Consider the following 18,938-nt stretch of genomic DNA (forward strand, 5'->3'; position numbering starts at 1 on the left):
TTTGAGATGACCGACAAAGCATCTGGCATTTCCGACTGGTCTGGTTGGCCTCCTGACCCGATCGTGCTCGATCCAGTCGCTCTAGTGCGCGCGCGCGCGCTGGAACGCCCTAGCGAAATTGCTTTCCGGCTCGTTGGGCGAGCTGGGATCATTGCCGAGCTCAGTTGGCAACAACTCGATGCTCGTGCTCGGGTCGTGGCTTGGCGACTGAGAAACAACGGTGCAAGCCGGGTACTCGTCGTGGCCGTTCACGGAGTCGACTTTCTGATCGCCTTGCTAGGTTGCATGGGCGCTGGTGTCGCGGCTATACCAGTTCCGCCGCCGCTAACGCCCGCGGCGAAGGGGCGCTTTCGCGCGGTGCTCGAGGGTGCTGCGCCGAGCGCGATTCTGTGCGCTGCACCTACCATGGAGTTGCCGTCGGATATGTCGCGAATCGAGTGCGTCGACGGTGATGTTCCTACGGACTTCATCGGTAAATTCGACCCGACACGCATCGCGATCATCCAATACTCCAGTGGCTCGACCTCGGTCCCGCGCGGCGTGTTGATCGATGGCTTCAACCTGAGTGCACAGCAACGCGCGGTGCGAGATGTATTCGGCCACGATGCAGCGAGCCGAGTATTGACTTGGCTGCCGGGTTATCACGACATGGGATTGATTGGTGGACTATTGCAGCCGTTGTACACAGGAATCGAATGTGTGTGGCTGTCAACAAATTTATTTCTAGCGTCACCGCTGGCTTGGTTGCGCGCAATATCGGAGTATCGTGCGACGACCAGTGGTGGGCCAAACTTCGCTTACGAAAGCTGCATCGCCGTCGCTCATGATGCCGACCTTAACGGCATAGATTTGTCAACTTGGCGAGTCGCCTTCAATGGCAGTGAGGCTGTGCGTGGTGACACGATTGAGCGCTTCGCCGCGCGATTCGCCGGATGCGGTTTCCAGGCGAGGGCGTTCCTGCCCTGCTATGGCTTGGCTGAAGCGACGCTAATGGCCACTGCGTCTGGTGTCGGCCCTCGTGTGGTGGTAGGACATTTCGAGCGCGAGGCACTGGCCGCTGGTCAAGTTGTACCTGCTTCCAATGACCAGGGGGTTTCGTTAGTCGCGTGCGGTGCGCCTGTATCATGCATTGCTGTCGCCGTCGTCGACGATTCAGGCGCGCCGCTCGGTTCCGGACGAGTGGGCGAAATTGTGCTGAGCGGACCGACGATCGCGCGGGGATATCTTGGTGAACAAGATTCGCAACGATTCGGGCTGACATTGCCGGGCGACAGCAGACGCTGGCTTCAAACTGGCGATCTTGGCTTTGTTTATGAAGGCCGCTTGTATGTCGGTGGTCGAGACGGCGACGTGATAACTGTTCGCGGCAGCAAGCACCATGCGACTGACATCGAATGTACAGCACGCGATAACGGTGGGGAAGCGTTCGCATCGGTGGTTGCGATCGGAGTAAAAGGTGCAATATCCGATCGAGTAGTTCTGTTTGTTGAGCGGGATGTTGAGATTCCGGTTGACCAGACCATCGTAAAAGCAGTTGTTGAAGCCGTAGGGCACACTCATGGCGTTGCCGTCACGGAAGTAGTGCTAGCACCAAGGCGGTCGCTGCCGCGGACTACCAGTGGAAAGATTCGTCGCGCCCATCTGCGGCAACTGTTCGAAACTCAGTGCTTGCCAAGAGATATGGTGTCGCTATGGGCGCTATCCGACGATGGCCATACCGGCTTCAAATCGTTCGAAAGCGCGGCGAATACTTTGACTAAAGTGGTAGCAGCATTTCGCGAGATTTTCCACGGCGAACTCATCTTCCCGGACTCGGATTTTTTTGCACTGGGTGGAGATTCGCTGCGCATGCATGCTTTGTGTGCGGCGATTGAGCAACACACCGGTTATCCGCTAGGCGTCGCGGAGGTTTTTGAGGCGCGCACGCCCTTAGCGCTGACCGATCGACTCACGAAGCGGAGTGGCGCGCCCATTTCTCGGTTCGATACTTCCCAACCTGGTGAATTGTCACCGGCACAACGGCGGATATGGTTTTCCGAGCAGGTCCGGCCGGGATTTCCTTTCTATCACGTGGGCTTGTCGATCGAGCTCGATGCGAAGCAGGCTGTCGATGCGCAGGTCCGCTTGCATCGGATCGTTGCTGCTGAGCCGTCGCTCCGTACGGTGTTCGTTTCAATGGGCGGTGAGCCTATTCAGCGCGTTTTAGATGCGTTCGAGTTGCCATTCTGCAACGAAGAGATCGAGCCCGAAGATTTGAATACCCGTTTGCTCGAGGAGGTTTGCAGACCGTTTGATCTTGCACAAGGTGTCGCCCGAGCGCTACTGCTGTTACTGCCAGACGGTAGTGCCAGACTGCTGCTGACCGTACATCACATCGTCTGCGATGGTTGGGGTGCATGGCAATTGGCGATGCGATTGCACGCAACAATCCGTGAGAACGTGCTAAATAACACCAATGTGATCACGTTCGATGCGATCCAATATCTTCATCGCTGCGCGACGGCAGCTAGCCGCGCTCGCGCGGCACGCGCTGCTGGTATTGAGTACTTCGTCCGTGCTCTTGACGCTTTGCCGGAGGTTTCACTTCCACTGGATTTCGACCGACCCTTAAGGCCGACGCTGAGAGGGGCGCGCCGACATGTGCGGCTCAGCTCAGCAACATACGCGCGTATTGTGGACGCGGCCCGACGGGACGGCGGCACCGCGTTCAGCTACTTCCTTACTGCGCTAGCGGCCCTTGTGCGTCGCTTCACCGGGAGTGGAGAGTCGCTTGTTGGAATCGTTGTGTCCGCACCGCCTGGCGCGTCCCCGGAGCCAGTAGCTTGCGATCTCAATTTCCTGCCGCTGCGCGTCGCTGCTGCTGACGATACCAGTTTGTCAGCGTGGGGAACGCTGGTGCGGAAGCGCTATGGTGAAACGCTGGTGCACGCGGACACTGCTTTTGACGACATCGTTCGTGCACTCAATCCAGATAGAACGCGCCGATCCAATCCAATCTATAACACTGGCCTATGGTTCAATGATCAATACGGCGCTGAGTTGCCGCCCGCTATGCAGATCGTCGAGACTCCCACGTCCGAGTTAGATCTGCGTTTCGTTGTGGCGCCTAACGCCGACGGATCGGCGTCCGTGAACTTAGAGTATGCAAATGAATTGTTCTTGGAGGAAACAGCGCAGCAGCTATTAGACACATTTCTTAGCATCGTTGACGCGTGTGTCGAAACTCCTCACCGCTCACTTGGCGAGATCGACGCGGCGCTAGCCGGCTCGCAGGTGCGCACATTCCGGCGTATTTCGATCGCGGCCAATTTCACCATTGAACCTGCACTCGATGCGATGCAGTTTTGGTGCCGACGATTGGAGCTTCCGATGTCCGTAGCGTTGGCACCATACGATCAAATAGAACAACAGTTGCTCCAGCCAAATGCGGCGTGGTTCTCCGAAGCCGATACGCGTCTCGTGGTCATCGACCCCGATGCTTGGGTAGACGCTAATGGGGGCACCGGTCGCGTCGAAACCTTCCTCGATCTCTTGGATGCCCATCCTCAAAGAAGACTCGCCATTGTCCTGTGCGTGTTACCCGCGCCATCGGGCGACAGCGTGCGAGCGCAGGCGGCGCGTCGCGTCGCTGGTCGTCTGTTGTCTTCGCCCGTCTCCGAAATCGACGGGCCACTGTTGGATCTTTCCAACCTCGCCTTCCGCTACTGCGTCAACCAGGAGCGTAGCCCATACATTGACGAACTCGGACGTCATCCGTTTACGCTGCCGTGGCTCACTGCATTGGGAACACAGTTGTTCCGTCAGCTGCGCGCAGACGTTCGTCGCCGGCACAAAGTGCTGGTGCTGGATTGCGACGGTACGCTGTGGGATGGGGAGTGCGCGTTTGCGATTTCGATTCCGGAGCATAAGCGCGCCTTTCAGAGGTCGGTGCTGCGCTTACGGGCTTCGGGAGTAATCCTTGCGCTTTGCACGAGAAACCGTAAACGGGACGTCATCGATGCGTTCTCTCATCCCGATATGTGTATAAGGCTCGACGACATCGCGGCGATTGAGGCGTCCTGGGAACCGAAGTCCCAATCGCTGCGCCGGCTCGCCGATGCACTTTCGCTCTCTACCGATAGTTTTGTGCTGATCGACGATGACCCAGTGATGTGCGCTGAAGTTCTTGCCCACTGTTCGGACGTATGCGTGGTACACCTGCCGGAATCACAACAGCTGCAGGCCCGCGTAGCCGAGCACCTTTGGGAACTCGACGGTGGCATCACTACCGAAGAGGATGGACGGCGAGCGGAAGCCTACCGAGATGAAGCCATGCGCCGGCGCGCTCGAAGTGAAACCACCGATCTAGATGCCTTTGTAGCCGGCTTACGGGTTGAAGTTCGGAAGCGCTGTGCTGACCCTGGCGATGCTCAGCGTATCGCTCAACTGGCACAGCGGTCAAATCAGTTCAATCTCTCAGACTGCAGGCTCAACGTCGGCGAGGTTCTGGCCACGCTGTCGTGTTGGCGCGTCGCTGAAGTTCAGGACCGCTTCGGCTCATATGGATTGACCTGTGCAGCTAGGGTAGAGGTGTGGGAGGGGGCTCTCAATGTTGATGCACTAATACTGAGTTGTCGGGTGCTTGGGAGAGGCGTCGAGACGACGTTTTTTGAGCTTTTGCAGGCCGAGGCGCAGGAGAGCGGGTTACCGGTCATGAGTGTGGCTTACCGGCGCACGCTCCGCAATGCGCCGGCGTTCATGTTCCTGCGTGCAATAGCGCCGAATTTCAATGCGGAGGAAGGTCGTGTCGCCATCGCATCGGATGTTTGCCCAGCGCGACACTCTGATGTGCAGGTACAGACACCACCACTTCCGCTAGTCATGCCATGGGAGACCAGCGGCGCGTCTGGTGTCTCTGTGCCGCTCGGAGAGCGTGTCGATGCTGGCACCATCCTCGCTGGGATTGAATCGGAGCGTCCTGTGCGCTTCGTCCGACGCGGCCCATATGTGGCTCCTAGCGGACCGGTCGAGACGCTGCTGGCGGAGATCTTCGCTGAAGCCCTGCGCGTCGACCGGGTCGGTGCAAGCGACGATTTCTTTGAACTGGGTGGCTATTCCATGCTGGCGTTGCGCGTGGTCTGGCGTATCCACGATGCGTTCGGGGTGAACGTTCACCTGTCCAAGCTCTACGATGCGCCGACTGTCGCTGCCCTAGCCGATGTCGTAGTCGACGCGGTGATTGAGATAAATCCCAGCGGGCTTGATCGAGTTCTTGACGAGTCAGAATTATGAGTAATCTGCGTCGACGATTAAAGGGGATGACCGCTCAGCAGATCGCTGCGCTGGCTCAGCGGCTCGGCAGTAGTCCGACGGCTTTGGAGGACGGCAGTATGGGCCGTTACTCTGCGAAATTACCCGCGCCTTCTGGGGTGCAGCGTCGAATTTGGTTTGCACAGCGTGCCGTCCCTATTAGCGCAGCGTTCAACAATGCGGGCGCGCTTGATTTCGATGGTCCGCTCGATTCTGCACGGCTGCGAGCCGCGCTCATCGCGGTGCTGGCGCGGTATCCGATTATGCGGACCCTTTACGACGTCGATGGTAACTACGGAGACACGCTGTCGGCGGACGAAGCGCTGGAATTCGATCTGGTCGATCTGTCCGGCGAGGAACCATCAGTCCGTGATGCACGTCGAAACTCCTTGCTGGACGAATCCGCCTCGCGGATATTTGACCTCGAACGTGGACCGCTAGTGCGCGTACGGGTAGTGATGACCAGTGTGCACGAGCACTCGGTCGCGCTGATCGTGCACCATATCGCCTTTGATGCGTGGTCGCGTTCGATACTTATGGCCGACCTCGAAGCAGCCTATTGCGACCTTGAGGCCTTTACCGCAATGCCGCATGCGCCTAGCTACGCCGAACACATTTCCCGATGTCGCGTGGCACAGGATGTCGCCGATACCGCCCGTCTGGAAGCGTTCTGGCGGCCAGTCTTAACCGATCTTCCCCCATCACCACTGGAGGGGATTTTTCGGCAAGTGAGTGGATTCGCACAGGCTGCGCGCAGCCTCCCTATAACGATGCCTGATGGCTTATGGGCGAGGGTGGAGTCGACTGCTAGGGCCTGTCGCACCACGCCGTTCGCCGTTGCGCTAGCGGCGCAGGCGTTGGCGCTGAACCACCTTTCCGGACTTCGCGATATCGTGGTGATTACATCGGTCGCGGCGCGAGAGGATGTCAGTACGAAGGCAATCGTCGGACCTCTGCTCGACACACTACCTATACGTTTACGCATCGACGCGGTTACCGTCGGCGAACTGATAGATGCGGCCACCATTGCATGGCGGGCAGCCTTAGTCCATCGCGACCTGCCATTCGAGTCACTCGTTGCTCTCTCCGGGCATTCGGCAGAAGCGGGGGTGCACCCTCTTTCGCGCATCGCATTAGTGGTCGATCACGCGCCGAAATTTGCGTGTCGAATCCCGGGCTTGAGAACCCGCGCGCGCAAGCTGCATCCAGGCGCTTCCCCTTTCGACCTGTTTTTTCTGCTGGAACAGGATGGCACAACAGTGAGCGCGTCCTTGGATTACCGGGTTGATGCCATCGAAGCGAATACAGCGGACGCTATTGCCTGCGCTTTTGTCAGAGCTCTCACGACGCTATCGGGTGATCCCGCTCTTCAGCTCGCCGAGATTCGTGCCGTGGACGACAACGAAGCAATGCGGCTGGCAGTTGCGGCGGTCGGCGATGCACCGCTAACTTCTGCGGGACCCGCCGACGCAGGACGGCAGTTCGCCGACGTGGCGCTTCGACATCCAGAGGCTGCAGCGCTGTGGATCGCCGACGATACTGTTTCTTACGGTGACCTTCTAGGTGACGCGACGCGGGTCGCGCGCTTGCTACACGATATGGGGGCTGGACCAGGAGTACTCGTGGCGATTGCGCTGCCGCGTGACCGTGATTTCTTCGGGAGCATGTTCGGTGCTTTGCTTGCGGGCGCTACTTTCTTATTGGTGGATGTCGCACTTTCATTGGACGTAATCACGAGTATTATTGACCGCGCTGCACCCGGCGTGCTAATCAGTCGCTCGAATATTAGCGGCCAGATCGGCATACCGGGATGTACGATATGCGTCGATCTCGACGTGCTACCGACCAATTCTTCCGCATTGCGGCTGCCAATTTTTCCGACGAGCGGGTCGCGCCCTGCTTACCGTATCTACACTTCTGGTTCAACAGGAAGACCTAAGGGAATAGAGATCGACCACCGGGCTATGGTGCAGCTCGCTGAATGGCAGCGTGGATGGTTCGGGCTGGACGTCGGACAGGTAGTGTCGCAGCTATCAACGCCAAGTTTCGATGCCATTATTGGCGAGTGCTGCATGGCACTTTTGAGCGGGGCAACGCTTGCCGTAGTCGCTGATTCTCAGCGCACACCAGAAGCTTTTTCCCGTTTTCTCGTAGAGAAAGAGGTCGCAGTTGCTGTCGTGGTGCCGTCGTTCCTCGCCGACATGCCTGTGGACGCTGTGCTGCCAGTTCTTGATCGCTGGTTGGTTGTCGTTGGCGAGGCTTTCCCACCGGCACTTGCTGCGACTTGGATGTCGCGGCGCCGAATCGTCAACGCCTACGGGCCGGCCGAGTTCACCGTATACGCTACCGCGCATGAGGTACGCCCCCAGGATCTTCAGCGACGCGACGGACTTGTCCCGATTGGACGCCCACGGCATCATACCCGCGCCTACATCCTAGGCTCCGATCTAAAACCTGTGCCCTGCGGCATCCCGGGTGAGTTGTATTTAGCCGGCGACGGGGTCGCAGTACGTTATGTGGACGCTCCACTCGAGACCGCCGCTGCATTTTTGCCAGATCCTTTTGCATGTGCAACCCGCGGCCCGTTTAATATAAGTTTCCCTGATGTTGAATCAGCTATTGCAAATTTCGTGCAGAGCTGTTGTCCCGAAACTGCCGCCTCGCTCGTTACCATATCCGCCAACAGTGACATCGTCGGTCGCTTATGCGAGGGGCTTGATCCGGCACTTAGCATGCGTACGATGGAGCTATGGATGTCACTCGACAGCGACGAGGCTCGCCACGGGTTCGCGCGATATCTTGCCGAAGGCGCTCAAGGCCACATCCGCGCATGCGGACTGGAACCCGTGGTGCTCGAGCGCCTGCTTGGCGGATCGCTAGCCGGCCTGAGCGGAATCGATTTCGGGTCCGGCGGTGGAGAAGTGCTGGACGCCCTATCTGCTTTGGGCGCAACCGCGATTGGGGTCGACCTTTGCCCGTGGTTGGTCGAGCGGTCAAGCCGCCGCGGACATCGCATGGTACAGGCCATGATCGACAGCGATCCGATCACGTTTGCCCGCGAGACCGGACTCACAGCCGGCGGTTTTGATTTCTCTCTGGCAACGCTTGTGCTGGATCGGGTATCTTCGCCCACGCACATGCTCGCCAATTTAGTAGGTGTTCTTCGCCCAGGTGGACGTTTCGCATTGCAGATGCTGCTGCCGAATCTTCCCTTTGACACTAGTTCGAATGAGCGAGCCTATACGGCGTTTGATGAACTTATCGGTGATGACATGGGCTGTGAGGAGCAACTCGCACAAGTGGTACGGCGTTTGGCAACACTCGGTGCCGTAGACATGACAATTTACCGACTTCCATATGTAATCAGCACTAGTGAGGGCGTGGAACATATGCACCTCTGGAGCGTCGCCGGCACCGTGTCCGGGCGCTCGGGTGGGTCGCGAATGTATCGGACGGGCGATCGTGTAATTTTGCAGCCAGATGGAGGCCTAGTTTTTCTTGGCCGTGTCGATCGACAGCTGAAGGTTCGTGGCGCGCGTCTCGATCCAGGCGAGGTTGAGCGAGTAATCGAATCCCATCCAGCTGTGGCTCGGGCTGTTGTCGCTCAGCGCGCGCCAACGACTGATGCGCCCCTGCTGCTAGCCGCTTGGTGCGTACACCGCGATCCAAATAATATCGACTACTCTGAAGCGATGTGTGAAGAGATCCGATCTCACGTGGCGCGCAACATGCCTCAATGGGCTGTGCCGCAACATATTGAGTTTATCCCTGCTCTCCCGCTTGCACCAAGCGGCAAGCCGGACGCGTCAAAACTGCGGCTTACACCGCGCAACCGCGGTGCTGGAGCAGCGCCGCGCAATCCGCGTGAGGCCCGCCTGCTTGATGCATGCCGGCGGGTGCTCGGGCCGGCAATGCGGGGTATCGATGACTCCGTGTTCGATGCGGGTGCGGATTCCATCTCTCTATTACGCATTAGCGCGGATTTACAAGGTGCAGGGCTACGTCTGGATATTCGCGACTACTTCGAGTGCCGAACAGTGCGCGCTTTGGCTGAACGAACCGCTCGGTTGTCTTTGCCCTCGCCGGCGCAAGGGACGGCTTCGCCTTCACCCATTCAGGCCTGGGCGATCGCTCACTGCGGCGGCGTTCCGGCCTGGTGGGTGCAATGGTGCGTTGTCGCCCTGGATGAGGGAGTCGATCGCGACCACCTCGAACACGCGCTGATGCATGTGATTGAGATTCACGATGCGCTGCGAACGAAGGTCGATACGCGGCGCATCGAGGTGATTCCAGCGAGCGACGCAGTTGTCACAATCCACCTCGCCGAGGATCGCCCACGGGCGTTGATGTTGGCTGCCAGTGAGATCGATCCGTCGTGCGGGCGCGTACTGTCGGCAGTCATGGTCGAGCAGACACAGGAACTGGTGTTGGTCGTGAGTCACTTCGCGATTGATGCCGTGTCCTGGGGCATCCTCGCGGACGATTTGTCTGCAGCCTATCGTGGTGCGACTCTAGCGCAGTCGGCCGTCGCGCAAATAGATGCTGTGCGGGCTGTGCATGCACGCGCCGCTCTGCCCGAAAGCACGGATGAAGCCGTTATTTGGTTAGAGCGGATTGCTGGCTGTGTCGCGGCTGGAGAGCCGGCACCGATTGAAAGCCTGGCTGACGAACGACTGGATCACGCGTTCACGCGCACTCTGGAGGCTGCTGCATTGCGATTGTCAATATCGCCGCAGACGTTGCTTCACGCAGCATTGGCGCAACTGGTGCAGCGCGCGACCAGCGCGTCGCGGGTTTGTATCGACGTTGAATCCAATGGCCGCAGTTGGCCGGGAGTCGACTTGTCCCGCACTGTCGGATGGTTCACGGCCTTGTATCCCGTTTCGGTCGAACTCGATCCCACGTTCGACGTTGTCGCCCGAGTGCGCGTTAGCGCGGCCGCCTTTGCAGCCGTGCGTGACACTGGCTCTCGATTCCGGCTCCTCGCCGGTCGCCATGGGGAGGGCGACGTGCACGATCGCTTGAGTGCGTGGCGGGCCCCTGTCGTACTGAATTACCTTGGACGGATTCGGATGATTACGAACGAGGAGGGACCTGTACGTACGCTGCTGGACTTCGGGGGAGCTTTGCCTCCGCCTGGTGCAAATACTCCGTACCCTGTCGCTGTCGATGCGTGGATCGATTCCGATGATCGCCTGTGCTTAAAAGTCCAATGTACCGCTGGATCTGTGCTCGGCGGCGCGCGTATGCTGCTGATAGCGCTCCTTGCAGAACTACGTGCGCAAGTCGAGGGACTTGAGCAGTCCATCCCCTTCCGTCTTGGCGCTGTGCCAGCATCAGTGGATACTGCGCGCATTCTCGCCGCAGTGGCGGGCCGCGAGGTAGACGAGGTAGCACCACTCAATCCCATGCAGGCTGGGATGCTGTTCCATGTTCGCGCCGCAGTGGGAACCGCCGTGTATGAAAACCAGATGCGATTCCGATTACGTGGGACTTTCGAGCCTGAGCGCTGGCAGCAAGCATGGCGGCGCGCGGTGCGCCGTGAGGCAGTCTTCCGTACTGGCTTCGTGTCGACGGGCTCCGACACGTTACGCGTGGTGGAACGCAACCTCGACGCTAGCGTCGCAATCCTTGACTTGCGTAAAGCACCGCCTTCACCGCGCGCCGCTGCGGACACACATGCCGCAGCTGAGCGCCGACGGTCATTTGACCTTGAGCGGCCGCCGTTGGCGCGGATGTCCGTTCTTTGGCTCGATCACGATCACTGGGAGATCGTGTGGACATTCCATCATCTTGTGGTTGACGGCTGGAGCGTTGCCGTTGTAGTCGAGGACTTACTGCGGAGTTATGCCGGCCACATGTCCGACGATTCGCAATTGGCGCCTGTTCGGTTACTGGATATGCCTGCGCCCGTATCGCGCGCGGCCCACTCATTCTGGACTGAAGCGCTTGCGGGTGTAACGCCGAGCGATCCCCTGCGGCTCGGTCCGGTTGGCGACCCCGGTGATCTGTCGAGTGAACACGATGAAGCAGAGTTGGCCCTCAGTGCGGCCGAGTCGCTGCGGATTCTCGAGTTCTCCCAACGCGCCGGCGTGACGTTCGCGAGCTACTTCCAAGCGGCCTGGGCATTGGTGTTAGCGGATCGTTCGCGGTCATCAGAAGTAGTCTTTGGACTCACTCTCTCTGGCCGAGAACATCTTCCGCATGCGGAGCGCGCGGTTGGCCTATTTGTCACCACCGTTCCGGTCCGAGTGCGCATGCATAGGTCGGCTTCGCCCCAAGAGTTTCTGCGTGGTGTTCAGCAAGCCGCGCTGGCGCGACAGGCGATAGAACATCTCTCACTTGGCGAGATCCAGCGCTGTGCGGGTGTCGCTGCACCCGGATCGCTTTTCAACCATGTGTTGCTCATCGAGAACTACCCAGTTGATCGGGCGTTCTCAGCAATGATCCCGGCTCTGACACTCGAGGAGATGCATTGTCGGCAGCGGTCGCATTACCCGGCGACGCTTGTCGTGGAGCCTGGGGAGCGAATCCGGCTCGAGCTGTCCTGGGAGCGTGGCCGACTCTCGAAGTCGGGTGCTCAACGTCTGCTAGAAGCGCTGCGGATGAGTTTGACTCGGCTTGGGGATGACTCTTCTAGCCGAGTAGGAGAGATCACATTCGACACTTCATACGATGAACGGCCGACGCCTGTTGCTTCTGTGCCTCGCGCACCCTGGTATCAGGACACTACTATCCACGCCTGCTTCGAATCAGTCGCCGCACGTCAACCTCAGGCGATTGCACTGATCGATGGTGATCAGACCTTGAGCTTCGGGGAATTGGAGGCGTGGTCAAATCGGCTTGCCGCTACCCTAGTAGCCCGAGGCGTAGCTGTCGAGGACCGCGTGGGAATTCTTGCGGATCGGTCATTCGAGGCAATCGCCGGTATTCTCGCGACCCTGAAAGTAGGTGCGGCTTGGGTTCCTCTAGATCCAAGTTATCCCGTGCAGCGGATCGTGCAGATGGCTGAAATTAGTCGACCCACTGTCATTTTGTCAAATCGTACCGATGCGACCGAATTTCTCGGCGTACTGCCGGTGTGCGAGTTGATCGATATCGCAGCCTATGCCCACGGAGCGGAAGTCCCGCCGCCCCGAGTGCAGGTGCCTGCAGACGCTATGGCGTACGTGTTGTTCACCTCGGGATCGACCGGGGTGCCTAAGGGTGTGATGGGAACGCATCGTGCGACGCTGGCGGTCGCAGCTTGGCGCGAGCAAGCGTTTCCATACGCATATGGAGAATGCTGCGCTCATAAGACGGCGCTAGGATTTGGCGACTCGATTCAGGAAATCCTCGGTCCATTATTGGCCGGGGTGCCGTTGGTAATCCTGTCCCCAGACGCTGTTCGCGATCCGCATCGCTTTGTGAAAGATATCTGCGAACACGGCGTAACGCGCTTGATCATCGTACCGTCCTTGCTCAACGCGATCCTGTCCTCGTCGGCTAGGGTCGAGTTGCTTGTTGGAGTTCGGTTATGGATCGCGAGTGGTGAGTCGTTGTCGATCGAAACGGCCCGCGTTTTCGATGCTCGAGTACCTGGCGCGCGGCTGATCAATCTGTATGGTGCGTCGGAGGCTTCTTGCGACAATACTTGGGCCCAGGTCGTTGATTTCGAACGATCGCCAGATATCGGCGTACCGATATCTGGTGCGTCAATCCTCTTGCTCAACAATCACATGCGCACGGTCGAGGACGGTGATTTCGGTGAGATTCACGTCGGTGGTGCCGTTGTCTCGCGCGGCTATTTCGGTGACCCAAGACAAACAGCGTCGGCGTTCGTCCCGGACCCCGTCGCGCATGGTGGTCGAATATTCCGTACACGCGATATCGGCCAGCACATGTCCGGCGGGAATTTTAGCTATCACGGCCGTGCAGACCAGCAGGTGGTGCTTCGCGGCGTGCGAATCGATTTGGCGGAGGTGGAGGCGGCATTAATGGCGTGTCCCGGGGTAACTGAAGCGGCCGCCTACTATGACGAGGTCGCCCGGGGACTCATCGCCTATGTGTTGCCCAATGAGCGTGAACGGCTCGTTCGTGGCAATCGGTACCGGATGCTGGCGGACGGACTAGCGGTGTTCGACTACCGCCGAACTGAAACTGACTATCTACTGTCCGAGCGCGAGGAGGGCGATACGCCTTCGCCGACCCTGGGTGACGGGGCGGTAGTAATTGACGTAGGAGCCAACATTGGCCTGTTTTCGCTGGCTGCGCATTATGCCGCCCAGAATGTGCACATCGTCGCGATAGAACCGTCACCTGCGATCGCGGCGGTGTTGCGCGACAATTTGGTCCTGCACGGGTGCAGGTTCGATCTGCTAACCAGCGCCGCTGGTGCTCAATCTGGCTCAGCTCCGTTCAAGTTTTATCCGAACGCGAGTTTGGAATCAGGGCTGCATCCTGACGCGCTCCGGGATGAGAATATTTTCCGAGCTGCCGTCGACACGCGCTTACCGGCGGCGACTGTGGACCGGATGGCAGTAAATCGCCTCGATGGCGAAACCTTCGACGTCCAGGTTGTCACCTTATCTGAGGTTATCGGTCGCTTGAAGCTACCGCACGTCGATCTGGTCAAGATCGATGTCGAGCGCTCGGAGCTCGAAGTGTTACAGGGGCTAACACCGGAGGATTTCGCGAAGATCGACCGTTTCCTCATTGAGGTCGAAGACAACTGTGGCATGCGCGATGCAATCGCTAACATGTTTCCAACCGGGTTCTCGCTAACATGGACTCCTCATCGTCGCCTGGGTCAGGTCGGGCTGTGGATGCTGGACGCTGTCCGGGTTGACTTTCCCGTCCAGGGGGCGCGTGGGATTCCGCGCCCACCTGAGCCGTTGCGCGCCAGTCTGACAGAGCGTTCGCTCCGGATGCTATTGGCGAAATCGCTACCTAGCTATATGCTTCCGTCGCGTCTGCAGATCGTAGATTCACTACCGCGAACACCCAGTGGCAAACTCGATCGTCGTGCACTCGCTTCGATACCGATGCCACAACCAGAAGCGCGCAGAGCAATGGATGAGCGCGAGCGCATGCTCGCCGATATCTGGATGGAGGTACTGCACCGCGCGGATTTCGGCCCGGACGACAATTTTTTCGATGTGGGCGGGCATAGCCTGTTAACGCTCGAAGTCCTCGACCGCTTAGAGGGAAAAGGCGTGACCGGACTGAGCGTGCCAGATTTCTATCAACATCCGAGCATCGCCGCGTTCGCTATCTTCATGCACTCCCGCGAGAGCGGAGGTGCAACCAGTAGCAGTAGCGGCATGCGACGTGGCACTTCGCGTGGCAATCGGCGACGCGCCCGATGGAGTGAGAATGAGCAGTGATCGTAACCACATAGCCATAGTTGGCGTCGCTTGCCGCTTCCCGGGGGCCCGCGATTTCGACGGTTATTCCCGGCTGTTGGCGGAAGGCCGCTGTGCATTTGAACCTGTTACTCGCGAGGAAGCCGAGCATGCTTATGCTCGCGGCATCGATTCGACGGATCCCGACTGGGTAGGTTCGTGCGCCCCACTGGCGGATGCGGAATTTTTCGATGCAGAGCTTTTCGGATATTCGGTCCGATCAGCACAAATGATGGACCCACAGCAGCGCGTCGCCATGCAATGTGCCTACGCGGCACTCGAGGACGCCGCAATCTTGCCTGCTGCAGTCGACCATGCGGTCGGGCTGTATCTGGCAAGCTCGCCGAGCACCTTCCTGCTTGAATATCTGTCTGCCCCGGAATTGCGAAAATCGCTTGGTGTGGATGCGCTTTCCCTAGTGAATCACGGTGACTTCTTGGCTACCGCGATCTCCTACCGCCTTGACCTAAGAGGGCCAAGCATGGGGATCCAGACCGCATGTTCTGGTTCTCTTGTGGCAGTGCATTCTGCCTGTGAAGCGCTACGCAGCGGGCTTTGTGATTTGGCTCTAGCGGGTGGCGTTTCAGTGCGGATGCCACAACGCGCAGGGTACCTCGCTCCACTAGGTGGTGTTGCGTCCCGGTCTGGTGCATGCCGACCTTTCTCTGAAGACGCTGACGGAACGGTGTTCGGCAGTGGAGCGGGAATCGTGGTGCTTCAACGCTTGGAGGATGCTATCGCCCATCGCAGTCGGATTCTGGGCGTTGTCGTAGGCTCTGCGGTCAACAACGATGGCCGCGCCCGCGCAGGCTTCACAGCCCCATCCCAGGACGGGCAAGCTGCCGTCGTTGCCGAAGCAATCGCCGCAGCAGGGTTGACGCCAGAGGATCTTATGTACGTGGAAGCTCACGGTACCGGCACGCGGGTTGGCGACGATATTGAGCTGCGCGCACTCGCTGAAGTGTTCGATGGACGTCGCGGTCCGCCGCTGCCAATTGGTTCCTGCAAAGGCAACATTGGCCACGCGGATGTCGCTGCGGGTATAGCGGGCTTGCTAAAATTGTTGGCAGCTTTCCGGGATGATTCAATTCCAGCGACCTTGGGAATGGGGACATGCAGCATCGATGACAAGGTTGCGCGTAGCCTTAGCATAGTGCGCCATGCTCAACCTTGGCCCGCGAGTGGGAGCCGGCGGGCCGGCGTCAGCTCGTTCGGAATCGGAGGCACGAATGCGCACCTAGTTGTTGAAGCGCCGCTTGCCGCCGAGCCACTTGTCTCTGTAGATGCATCGACACACAAACGCGACAGGGACGGTACGCAACTGATAACTGTGACGGCCGCCACTGCCGATGCGTGTGCGAAGCGGGTGCGCGACCTCGGATTGTGGCTCGACGGCCTACAGAATCCATGCCTCTCGGACGTTGCGTTCACGCTGCATGTCGGTCGCGAGTATCTGCCGCACCGCATCTCCGTAGTCGCAGCCGAGCCGCGAGATGCATCGCGCGTGTTGCGCATGGCGACGCCCATTGTGGCCGCTGCGCGCCCTGCGGTGTTGCTGTTGCTGCCGGACCGTGACCCTCGCGCTGTTGCGACCGCCCAAGCGCTTCGCGAAACGTTTCCTCCTTTTCGCGAGCATTTCGTTCGAGTGGCCGGCCAGATCCTTTGCGCAGGTGGCCCCGATCTCCTTCTGTGCCGAGAAAATACGACCACGGTTCGCGGCGACTCCAGCTTCGCATCGCTCGCTCTCTCGCTGGCGCTCGCGGACACGCTCGTCGACCTAGGTCTCGCGCCAGAGGCGTTCACTGGCGAGGGGTATGGCGAATGGGCCGCGGCCATACTTGCGGGCTTGGTCGATAGGGAAACCGGCATCGCGGCCGTGTGCAGAGCATTGTCTACTGCCACGCAGCGTAGTGGGAGCTCTACCATTGGAGTTGCTCTGAGTGCGGCGGCCCTCGCGCCGCTGCTCAATTCCGAAACGACAATCGTCGGCATCGCGACCCGCGTGTCCGCCGTGGTCACCGGTCCCTGTAATGCCATCAATGCCCTGTGCACCCGTTTAGATCAAATGAGCATTCCTTGGGAGGTGACACCGTTGGGAGAGGCATGGGGCACGCTTCCTTCACCGGTCTGGCCGATTCATGAGCGCCCTGGAGGGGGGGGCGCGATCGCGGGCTGGCTCTCGCCGTCCCTAGGACGCATGCTTAACGCCGGCGAGTATGCAGGCGCTGAATTCTGGTCGAGTAGCGGGGTGCGTCCAGTTGATCGGGTCATGTTGGCGGATATGTTGGGACAACACCTCCGCGATCGCCCTGATCGCGTCGCGGTAGACATCGGACCCACTGGCACCTTGGCTACCGCGATCAAATCGCTAGGCGGGGAGGATCTACACGTGTGGAAGGCGCCTACCTCGCTCAGTGAGCCAAAAGCTTGGGTGCTGGCATTGATCGGGGCGTTGCACAGCGCCGGAGCGCCGCTGCGCCTCGAGTCGCTGTACTCGAACAGCGTGCGGGCACGTGTTGGCCTACCCGCGTACCCATTCGCCAGGACCGGCACATTGCCGCCTCGCGACGCTGCCCCTCCACTAGCTAAAGCCCCTGCCGCGTCCATCACAATGCGAGTACCGGCTTGGTGCCGCGGTGAGCGCTATGTGTCCTCTTCGCATCTTCCGATGCGCGAGCGATGGCTGGCGCTGATACGCGACGCGGAAGATCCTGTGGTTGGCGCGTTGCGCCAACGAGGAGCGGATGTGATCACGGTGCTGGCAGGTGAGGCATTCGAGAGAAACGGGCCGACTGCGTTTGTGGCCCGACCGAGGCAGGCAGTTGATTTGGCGGCGGTGGTTGCCACAGGTGGGTTTACCCGAGTTTTACACCGCTGGAGCACAGGCGCAGGAGGCGAGAATGAGCGGGAACGTGGTGTCATAGGTGCAATACATCTGTTACGCGCGCTCGCCGCGACCCCACGAAGGGAAGACTTGCGTGTTTTCTTCTCCACCGAACGTGCACTCTCTCCCGATGGTAGCGGCGCTGTGATACCCGCGCGCGCCGCACTTGGCGCTCTTGCGCGCGTGGCGGGCCAAGAGATTCCTGGACTCTGGAGTGCGCTTATCGACAGCGCTAACTCCTCTGCGTTGGAGGTCCTCGAGGCGCTATGCGGAGAGAGCCCCGTGTCGATTGTTGCGCTTCGGGATGGGAGGCCTTTACTTCCGGTATACGCGCCGGTGATACCGACATTGGGCGGCTCATCGCTGCTCGTCCGCGGCGGCGTCTACGTGATCATCGGCGGCACCGGTCGTTTCGGAAGAATGATCGGCCAGCACCTAGTGGACTTCCACGGCGCGACCGTAGTTGCCGCGTCCCGCCGGGCTGGCGAGAATCACACCGACCTTAATCCTTGGCGAGTCGATATTGGTGATCGCGAGGCTGTCTTCGGACTCTTCTATGGGGTTCGAGAACAATATGGCCGCATCGACGGCGTCATTTTCGCTGCCGGAGAGGCGCCAGACGAGACTCATCGCACCATCGTCGAGCTCGGCGACGACGAAATAACGCTGCTGTTCGATCAGCGAGTGACGGGCTTCATGAATGTACATGATGCACTGCTTGATCTGGACGTGCCTCTCAAGCTCCTAACCTCGTCGATGTCACCAATACTCGGTGGCCTTGGCTTGGGCGCATATGGCTCCGCGCACACTTGGATCGATGCCGTTGCGGATGCTTCGCACGACTGGCGCGCAATCCACTGGGAGGGGTGGCATCGCGACTCAACGCCGCTCAGCGGCTACGCGGGCAGTGCCGCCCACGCCCAAAGCACCCGAATGTTGTCCGATGGTGAGTTGTGTGCGGCGTTCGATGCCGCTATGCATGCGCGGATACCCAAGCGTATCGTAGTTACGCGGGAGGACTTAGAGCGACGACTCGCGGAATGGCTGCCCTGCGCGCCTGCGGGCATGCCGATCGTAGCGGAATACGCGACAACGGCAGTCGATGTGCGAGCTGAGCTGAGGCAGATACTGACCTCGTTACTTGGCGAGGAGCTCGGCGACGACGACGATTTTTTTGAGATGGGTGGGAACTCGCTAGTCGCGGTACAGTTATTGGCGCGGTTGCGTAGTGTTCTGGGTCTAGACGTGCCGTTGCGTCTTTTGTTCGAGCAACCGACCGTCGCGCGTCTCTCTGCGGCGATAGAAGCCATCCGTTCTGATACGGTGGATATCCCTCGCGAACAAAGCGCCGCGAGGGCCGCGCTGTGAGGCCTATGGCGGCG

3 protein-coding genes are annotated in these 18,938 nt (G+C 59.6%); all 3 read left to right on the forward strand.

Annotated features, from left to right (window positions below; genetic code table 11):
• Window positions 1-6 precede the first annotated feature (6 nt).
• Genes AC1DY9_RS13190 through AC1DY9_RS13200 form a run of 3 tightly spaced genes read left to right on the forward strand, consistent with a single transcriptional unit; the run spans window position 7 to window position 18,924 of the window.
• Window positions 7-5,271, forward strand: coding sequence for an HAD-IIIC family phosphatase (locus AC1DY9_RS13190; RefSeq protein WP_477666732.1), 5,265 nt, complete (start codon window positions 7-9; stop codon window positions 5,269-5,271).
• The gene (locus tag AC1DY9_RS13195; RefSeq protein WP_477666733.1) at window positions 5,268-14,654 is read left to right on the forward strand and encodes an amino acid adenylation domain-containing protein; all 9,387 of its coding nucleotides are present in this window, start codon (window positions 5,268-5,270) and stop codon (window positions 14,652-14,654) included. The genes AC1DY9_RS13190 and AC1DY9_RS13195 overlap by 4 nt, the downstream gene beginning before the upstream one ends.
• The gene (locus AC1DY9_RS13200) at window positions 14,644-18,924 is read left to right on the forward strand and encodes a beta-ketoacyl synthase N-terminal-like domain-containing protein (protein ID WP_477666734.1); all 4,281 of its coding nucleotides are present in this window, start codon (window positions 14,644-14,646) and stop codon (window positions 18,922-18,924) included. Before AC1DY9_RS13195 ends, AC1DY9_RS13200 begins: the two co-directional genes overlap by 11 nt.
• Window positions 18,925-18,938: the final 14 nt, after the last annotated feature.

The organism is Polaromonas sp. P1_F6, assembly GCF_056405695.1.